This is a genomic window from Dietzia sp. DQ11-44, from assembly GCF_014145205.1.
GTDB lineage: Bacteria > Actinomycetota > Actinomycetes > Mycobacteriales > Mycobacteriaceae > Dietzia > Dietzia natronolimnaea.
In genome coordinates this window covers 1-5,118 of the sequence record NZ_JAALEC010000362.1, presented here as the reverse complement: position 1 = coordinate 5,118, position 5,118 = coordinate 1, and the positions used below count along the sequence as shown (strand labels likewise).

Sequence of the window (5,118 nt, the reverse complement as noted above, 5' to 3'; positions counted from 1 at the left end):
TGGCCCCGCCGCGCCGGTACCGTCGGCGGTATGACCTCCGCCTCCGCCTCGGACACCCCCGTCGTCGTCATCACCGGAGCCGGGGGCGGCCTCGGTGCCGCCACGGCCGCGCTCTACTCCGGCCGCGGGTGGCACGTCGTCGCCGCCGACCTCAGCGCACCCCCGGGCGGCGCGGGGATCACGCCCGTGGCGGTCGACGTGACCGACTCCGTGTCGCTCCGGGCGCTCGCCGATCGGGTCCGCGCGGACCACGGCCGCCTGGACGCGGTGGTCACCTTCGCCGGGATCCTGGGGATCGGGCCGCTCGCCGAGACCGACCCCGAGCGGGTCCAGCAGGTGCTCGACGTGAACGTCATGGGGACCGTCCGCACCGTGCACGCGATGTTCGACCTGCTCCGCGCGAGTAGCGGACGGGTGGTCCTCATCAGCTCGGAGACCGGCCCCCAGCACGGGATGCCGATGAACGGCGCCTACGCCATGAGCAAGCACGCCGTCGAGGCCTACGGGGACTCCCTGCGGCGCGAGCTCATGTTCCTCGGCCTCGACGTGGTGCTCATCCAACCGGGCCCGTTCCGCACGGGGATGACCGCCTCGATCCGGCGGCGCTTCCAGGAGTCGACGCTCCCGGGCTCGCCCTTCGCCGCCATGGCCGCCGTGATGGGGGAGATGGCGGCGGGGGAGGACGACAAGGCCACCGATCCCCGGGTCCTGGCGGAGGCCGTCTGGACCGCCGGGACCACCGCCCGGCCCCGTCACCGCTACGCCGTGAAGTGGGACCTCGGCCGCAGGCTCCTGGACCACCTCCCCGTCCCGGTGGTGGACAGGGCGCTCACGCTGGCACTGGGCGGCAGGATCAACGCCAAGCGGCTCGAACTGCGGCGCGAGGCGGCGGACACCCTCAGCGCCGCCGACGCGGAGGTGCGGCCGTGAGCAACCTCGACGCCCGTCCGGAGGAGATCGAGTGCGAGGCGGGCGGATCGCCCGGTGGACCCGAACCCGGGGGCGCCGCGGTGGAGATCATCACCTCCCGTGACGTCCCGCTCGGCGGGCCGCGGGCGATGACGGTCAGGCGGACGCTCCCGCAGCGACAGCGCTCCCTGATCGGCGCCTGGTGCTTCGTCGACCACTACGGGCCCGACGACGTCTCGGCCACCGGCGGCATGGACGTGCCCTCGCATCCGCACACCGGACTCCAGACCGTCAGCTGGCTCTTCGAGGGCAACGTGACCCACCACGACTCCGGTGATAACCACGCGGTGGTCCGGCCCGGCGAGGTCAACCTCATGACCTCCGGGGCGGGCATCTGCCACACCGAGGTCTCCACCCAGGACACGGGTGTGCTGCACGGGGTGCAACTGTGGACGGCGCTCCCCGAGCGGGACCGTGAGAGCACCGGCCGACGGTTCGAGCACCATGTCCCCGAGGCGGTGGAGTACGAGGGCGGATCCGCCCTGGTCTTCATCGGGTCGCTGCTGGGCTCGTCGTCGTCGGTCACCACGTTCACCCCCCTGCTCGGCGCGGAGCTCCGCCTGGATCCCGGCGCCCGGCTCACCCTCGACGTGGACCCGGAATTCGAGCACGGACTCCTGGTGGACGCCGGCGACATCACGCTCGAGGGCGTGACCGTCGCACCCGCCCAGCTGGGCTACACCGGTGTCGGCGAGACCACCCTGACCATCCACAACACCGGATCCACCCCGGCGCGGATGATCCTCATCGGCGGTACGCCGTTCGGTGAGGAGATCGTGATGTGGTGGAACTTCATCGGTCGCGGCCACGACGAGATCGTGCGCTACCGGCAGGAGTGGGAGGACGGGTCGGACCGCTTCGGCCGGGTCGACGGCTACATCGGGAGGAACCCCGACGGGCTCACCCGCCTCCCCGCGCCCACCCTGCCCGGCAGCGTGCTCACGCCGAGGGCGAACCCGGCCGCGCGGGCGCGGGCCGGGGAGGAGGTCTGATCGTGGGTGTCCCGCAGCTGGACCGTGCCCAGCGTGAGGTCTACAAGCAGCTCGTCCGCACGGCGGTCGCCTCCCGGGAGGCGTCCACCGGTGCCGGGCTGGAGGAGTCGCTGCTCGAGCTGGTCAACATCCGTGTCTCCCAGCTCAACGGCTGCGCGGCCTGCCTGGCCACGCACGTGCCGGCCGCCCGGAAGGCAGGGGTCTCGCAGGAGCGACTGGACCTGCTCCCGGCGTGGCGGGACATCGACGAGTTCGGCGATCCCGAACGGGCCGCTCTCCGTCTGGCGGAGACGCTCACGCGCCTGGACAGCGTCGACGAGCGCGGGGCGGCCACGGCCGCCGCCGCCGAGCACTTCGACGAGGACCAGCTCTCCGCGCTCGAGTGGTCGATCGTGTTGATCAACGCCTTCAACCGGGTCTCGATCGCCAGCGACCACCGGGTGCGCATCGAGGACTGATCCCGGGCCCGGGCGGGGTGCCGGGCCAGCGCCGGGAGCACGGGAGCCGCATCGGGACTACCGTGGGCGCTGTGAGCGAGAAGCCGGACGTCCAGACCCTCGGCGAACTGCGCGCCGCGGGGTACACCAGCCGCAGCCTGCGCGAGGAGATGCGCGAGAACCTCCTGGCGGGCCTGGCCGCGGGCCGCGATCCCTGGCCGGGGATGCACGGATTCGACTCCACGGTCATCCCGCAACTGGAGCGGGCGATCATCGCGGGCCACGACATCGTCCTGCTGGGCGAGCGCGGACAGGGCAAGACCCGCCTGCTGCGCACCCTGGTGGGACTGCTCGACGAGTGGTCGCCCGTCGTCGAGGGATCCGAGCTCGGGGAGGACCCGCTCGCGCCGATCACCACGGAGACGCGGGACCGGGTCACCAGGGAGGGGGACGCCCTGCCCATCGGCTGGCGACACCGGACCGAGCGGTACGTCGAGAAGCTCTCCACCCCGGACACCTCCGTGGCGGACATGATCGGCGACGTCGACCCCATGCGGGTGGCCGAGGGACGGCGCCTGGGCGACCCGGAGACCATCCACTACGGACTGGTGCCCCGCGCCAACCGCGGCATCGTGGCGCTCAACGAGCTCCCCGACCTGGCGGAGCGCATCCAGGTGGCCCTGCTCAACGTCATGGAGGAGCGGGACGTCCAGATCCGGGGTTACGTGCTCCGGTTGCCCCTCGACGTGCTGGTGGTGGCCTCGGCCAACCCGGAGGACTACACCAACCGCGGCCGGATCATCACCCCGCTCAAGGATCGTTTCGGCGCCGAGATCCGCACGCACTACCCGTTGGACCTGTCCGACGAGATCGAGGTCGTGCGGCAGGAGGCGGACCTCACGGCGGAGGTCCCGGACGCCCTGATGGAGCTGCTCGCCCGGTTCACCCGCGAACTGCGGACGTCGGACTCGGTCAACCAGGCCTCCGGCGTGTCCGCGCGCTTCGCGATAGCCGGCGCCGAGACCGTCGCGGCGGCGGCCAGGCGTCGCGCCGCCGTCCGCGGGACCGACGACCCCGGCGAGGCGGTGGCGAGGCTGGTCGACGTCGACGCCGCCGTGGACGTGCTCCGCGGGAAGATCGAGTTCGAGCCGGGGGAGGAGGGCCGCGAGCCGGAGATCCTCCGCTACCTCCTGCGCAGTGCCACCGTCGACGTGGTGCGCGAGATGTTCCGCGGTCTCGACCTGGCCCCGCTCGTGGAGGCGTTCGACGGCTCGGTGACCCTGACGACCGGCGCCAGCGTGACCGCGGCGGAGTTCCTCGAGGCCCTGCCCGAGCTCTCCGAGCCGGGCCTGTACGACCAGATCGCCGAACGCGCGGGCGCCACGACGGTGGGGCAGCGGGCCGGGGCGATCGAGTTCGCGCTGGAGGGGCTCTACCTCTCGCGGCGTCTGTCCAAGGAGACCGGGGACGGCGCCGCCGTCTACGGCTGACACCCCGCGGTGGCCGTACCCGCCGACCGGCCGATGAGGTCGACGGTGAGGGCCGGGACGCCGCCGGAGCAGGAGGTACGCGATGTCGCGAGATGAACCCCGCGCGCGGTACGGCCGCTACGTCGGCGGCCCCGACCCGCTCGCGCCCCCTCTCGATTTGTCCGAGGCGCTCGACGCGGTGTCCGACGGGGTGATGTCCGGATACTCGCCCGAGCAGTCGATGCGCGAGTTCCTGCGTCGGGGAGGGCGAGGCCAGACCGGTCTCGACGACCTGGCCGGCAGGGTGCAGCGCCGTCGCCGTGAACTACTCGAGCGAGGCCACCTGGGCGGGACCCTGGAGGAGGTGTCCGAGCTCCTGGACAAGGCCCTGCTGGCCGAGCGCGGGCAGCTCGCCCGGGACACGCAGATGGACCCGATGGATCGCACCCTGCGCGAGATGACGATCGAGAACCTCCCGGACTCCCCGGCCGCGGCGGTCGGGGAGCTGGCCGACTACGACTGGGCCTCCACCGATGCCCGCGAGGCCTACCGCCGGATCCAGGACCTCCTCGGGGCGGAGGCGCTCGAGTCGCGGTTCGCCGGCATGAAACAGGCCCTGGAGAACGCGACCGACGACGACCGGGCGGCGGTGTCGGAGATGCTCGCCGACCTCACCGAGTTGCTCGACAAGCACGCTCGCGGGCAGGACACCCCCGAGGACTTCGAGCGCTTCATGGACAAGCACTCCGACTCCTTCCCGGAGCAACCCGCCGACATCGACGAGCTCATCGACGTCCTGGCCAGGCGCGCGGCGGCCGCGCAACGCATGATGCGGTCGATGACGCCGGAGCAGCGGGAGGAGCTGATGGCGCTCTCGCAGCAGGCGTTCGGCTCGCCGGAACTCATGGAGCAGCTCGGGCGCCTCGACGGCCTGCTCCAGTCGCTCCGGCCCGGCGAGGACTGGGACGGCTCCGCGGACTTCTCCGGCGAGGAGGGGCTGGGATTCTCCGAGGGCGCGGCGGCCATGGCCGAACTCGGCGACCTGGACCGTCTCGCCGAGCAGCTGGCGCGGGGCGGTGAGGGCTCGCCCCTGTCCGAACTGGACCTCGAGGCCGTGGCCCGTCACCTCGGTGGCGAGGCCGCCGTCTCCCTGCGCACGCTGGCGCGGCTCGAGCAGTCGATGCGCGAGTCGGGGTACCTGAGCAGGCGCCCCGACGGCGACCTGAGGCTGTCCCCGGCCGCCCTGCGCAA

Annotated in this window: 4 protein-coding genes and 1 pseudogene; all 5 read left to right on the top strand. The window is 72.7% G+C overall.

Features of this window, described 5'->3' with window-relative positions:
- Nucleotides 1-30 precede the first annotated feature (30 nt).
- Nucleotides 31-930: an SDR family NAD(P)-dependent oxidoreductase gene (locus G6018_RS09665; protein ID WP_179525959.1), complete on the top strand. Its 900-nt coding sequence runs from the start codon at nucleotides 31-33 to the stop codon at nucleotides 928-930.
- Nucleotides 931-956: 26 nt separating this feature from the next.
- Entirely contained in the window at nucleotides 957-1,961 is a 1,005-nt protein-coding gene (locus G6018_RS09660) for a pirin family protein (RefSeq protein WP_347237843.1), read from the top strand.
- Between the two features lie 2 nt (nucleotides 1,962-1,963).
- Nucleotides 1,964-2,419 (top strand): carboxymuconolactone decarboxylase family protein, encoded by a 456-nt coding sequence (locus G6018_RS09655; protein WP_179525957.1) that lies wholly within the window; start codon nucleotides 1,964-1,966, stop codon nucleotides 2,417-2,419.
- A 71-nt stretch (nucleotides 2,420-2,490) separates the two neighbouring features.
- Nucleotides 2,491-3,888: a sigma 54-interacting transcriptional regulator gene (locus tag G6018_RS09650; protein ID WP_179525956.1), complete on the top strand. Its 1,398-nt coding sequence runs from the start codon at nucleotides 2,491-2,493 to the stop codon at nucleotides 3,886-3,888.
- Nucleotides 3,889-3,970: 82 nt separating this feature from the next.
- Nucleotides 3,971-5,118 (top strand): annotated as a pseudogene (locus G6018_RS09645) (hypothetical protein); the annotation flags it as partial.